We start from the raw sequence: 2,855 nt of genomic DNA on the forward strand, positions 1-2,855 counted from the left end.
ATGACATAATTCTTTACCGGCAATATGCTCCAGGAAACTGCTCCCAACTCCGCGCCCCACCTGACTTATTTCCATTTTAGCTGTCAGATGGATGCTACTGTTATCTGGCATCGAAATTGCAGGCATATTTATTTTATCGGCATGAATGAAGAATTAGTACTTTTTAAGGAGGTGACAGGACCGAAAAACCATTGAAGACTAATATGTAATCCCTAAAGCGGGAGGAATCACTAACGCTATGTGACCTCCTAAGGTAGGGAAGATGGTGCAAAACCATCGCTGCCCCGCAACTGTAAGTGGTAATGCTTTCCCTTCTCTCACATTGAACCAAAAGGGAAAGGACTCTTTGGAACCAACCACTTCTTATTATTCCGAAGAGAGCGAAATCTGCACTAAGCCACTGCTCCGCAGCAAGCGGAATGGGAAGGCGTAGAGAGTAGTAAAAACCGCAAGCCAGGATACCTGCCCAATCAGGATATAGCTCTTTCGAGGGAAAAGGCTGTGTCCGCCGCAAAACTCGAGAATTTTTAAATAACCCAATCCCTAATATTCGATTCCACGTTTAGGTGTAAGCTGTAGCTTTTATATCGCAGCGGATCATTCATTTCTTACTTGGCAGAGCTTCTGTTTAGCGGAGGGGACATTTCGTGAGTAATAAATTCGTATTCTTGGCGAATCATCAAACTGATGTCATGAAATGGACATCCAAAAAGAAAGCACTTCAAACGGCAGTTGCGACGTTCGCTATGTTCCATTTGTTGTTGGACGTCGGAATTCCGCCTTTTTCCAAATTATTCACACATATCCAACAGCGTTATAAATACTAACTTATCCCAGAGGAGGAGGTCTGATGAATGCTAAAGAGCGTGTGATGGCTGTTTTAAATCATCAAAGCCCAGACAGGATGCCCTGTTTCGGAGCCAATTCCACTGTAACTTACGATCAGATGGAGCAGGTGCATGCCTTTTGGCCGGAAGGCCATCAAAAGGGAGAAACAATGGCAAAACAGGCCCTGGCTGCCTATTCAGTACTCGGTTTTGATGCGGTTAGGGTGCCATTTTGCCAGACATTCGAGGCGGTCGCCCTCGGGTGTACATATAAACCGGGAAAAAGCGTTGAAGGTGGTGGTGAGGGCATCCCGGGGATTGAACATCCGCCCCCCTACAAACTCGATGATACCCCCGTGTACCCTGATGATTTTCTCTCCAGGGGCTCGATACCGGAGCTGCTAAAGGCGGTGAAATTTCTCAAAAAAGAGGTGGGCGACGAGGTACCCATTGTGGCAGGGATCATAGGGCCTTTTACCATTGCGGGATCCCTTTTGGATGCTGTCCCCATCCTAAAGGCCACCTTTAAAGCACCTGACAAGATCCGGCCCTTTCTTGAGGTTGCAGAGAAGGCCGGGACGGCCCTGGCCAAGGCGCTCGTAGATGCCGGCGCTGACATAATCTCCTGTGAAGACATGACTGCGTCGCCAGAACTCATTGCCCCGAAGACGTACAGAGACCTCGAGCTGGAATATCAAAAAAGACAATTTGACGCCATCCCCGTCCCCAAGATTTTGCATATTTGTGGGAATGTAGACCCTATTGTGGAATGGATGGGTCAGACCGGGGCAGAGATACTGAGTTTAGAACCAAAAGCCGATGCCAGACTTGCACGGCAAAAGTGCGGAAACCAAATTATCTTCATGGGTGGAGTAGATACTGCTACGACCCTCTTTATGAAAGATGCAGATACGGTCAAAGAGGGTTGCGAGGAGTCTATTGCCGATGGCATCCAGATCCTGGCCCCGGGCTGTGCGGTTGCGCCTGGCACGCCTACGGAAAACCTGCTGGCCATGGTGGAGGTTGCCAAGGCCCATTAGTGACAGTTACCTTAAGGATATTAGTGGCTTCTGCCGGAGCCGTTTGATGTTAATATTTAAGGAGAGGAGAAGGAGGAAAAAATGAAAATATTAGACGATTTTTCGATGATTTTCAAACGTTATGACCTCGACCTGGAGGTCACAGGAGAAGCCAGGGTGGTTTCTAAAGACTCCACCTTGCAGGAGATTGCCAAGTTCGTCGTGGACGGGGATGATGAGGGGATCCTCCCGGTCGTCAAAAACGCCCTGGAATCAAAATCTCCCATCGACATCATCAACGACGCCTTGATCGCGGGTATGAACGAGGTGAGCCGCCTATGGGATGAGGGGGTTTATTTCCTTCCCCAGGTCATCCTCTCCTCAGACGCCATGAATGTGGGAATCGCCGAGTGTGAGGCAAAAATGGGTAAATCCATGGACAGAAAGTCCACGGTGGTCACCCATACGGCCGAGGGGGATATCCACGACATTGGACAGGTTATCGTCAATGCCCTGCTCAATGCCAACGGCTTTGAGGTTGTGAATCTGGGCGCTGATGTCCCGGTTGAAAAGGTTGTGTCCGCGTGCAAGGAACACAAGCCCGTTATGGTCACTGGCACTGCCCTCATGACCACCACCATGACCGCCTTTCCAAAGATCGCCCATCAGCTCGAGGCTGCCGGTCTGGCTATCCCCTTTATCTGCGGTGGGGGAGCGGTCTGCGAGGAGTATGTAACGGGATATGACCTGGGAATCTGGGGCAAAGAGGCAAGCCAGGCACCTGGAATGGCCGAGGACGCCACAGAGGGCGAGAGCTGGGAATCAATGCGGGGCAAATGGAACGGATAACAAGAAAACGATGAGGGATAGGTTAAGGGAATGATTGTTGATATTGTCTTCGGGTTTTTGGGCTCCGGCAAAACCACTTTTATCATCAGGGCCCTGGAGAAATGGGGAACTGAGGAGAAAATTGTTGTTCTGGTCAATGAATTCGGAGATGTGGGCATAG

3 protein-coding genes and 1 riboswitch are annotated in these 2,855 nt (G+C 49.7%); all 3 genes read left to right on the forward strand.

From position 1 onward, the window contains the following. Nucleotides 1-221: 221 nt before the first annotated feature. Nucleotides 222-485: riboswitch (cobalamin riboswitch) on the forward strand. Between the two features lie 365 nt (nucleotides 486-850). Continuing rightward, entirely contained in the window at nucleotides 851-1,867 is a 1,017-nt protein-coding gene (locus tag JRI46_12415) for an MtaA/CmuA family methyltransferase (GenBank protein ID MBW2040368.1), read from the forward strand. 81 nt (nucleotides 1,868-1,948) lie between these two features. After that, nucleotides 1,949-2,695 carry a cobalamin-dependent protein gene (locus JRI46_12420; protein MBW2040369.1) on the forward strand — a complete coding sequence of 249 codons (747 nt, stop codon included), beginning with the start codon at nucleotides 1,949-1,951 and terminating at the stop codon, nucleotides 2,693-2,695. Between the two features lie 30 nt (nucleotides 2,696-2,725). Then, on the forward strand, nucleotides 2,726-2,855 hold a 130-nt coding region (locus tag JRI46_12425), incomplete at its 3' end, for a hypothetical protein (GenBank protein ID MBW2040370.1).

It is taken from the genome of Deltaproteobacteria bacterium, from assembly GCA_019308925.1.
Taxonomy (GTDB): domain Bacteria; phylum Desulfobacterota; class B13-G15; order B13-G15; family RBG-16-54-18; genus JAFDHG01.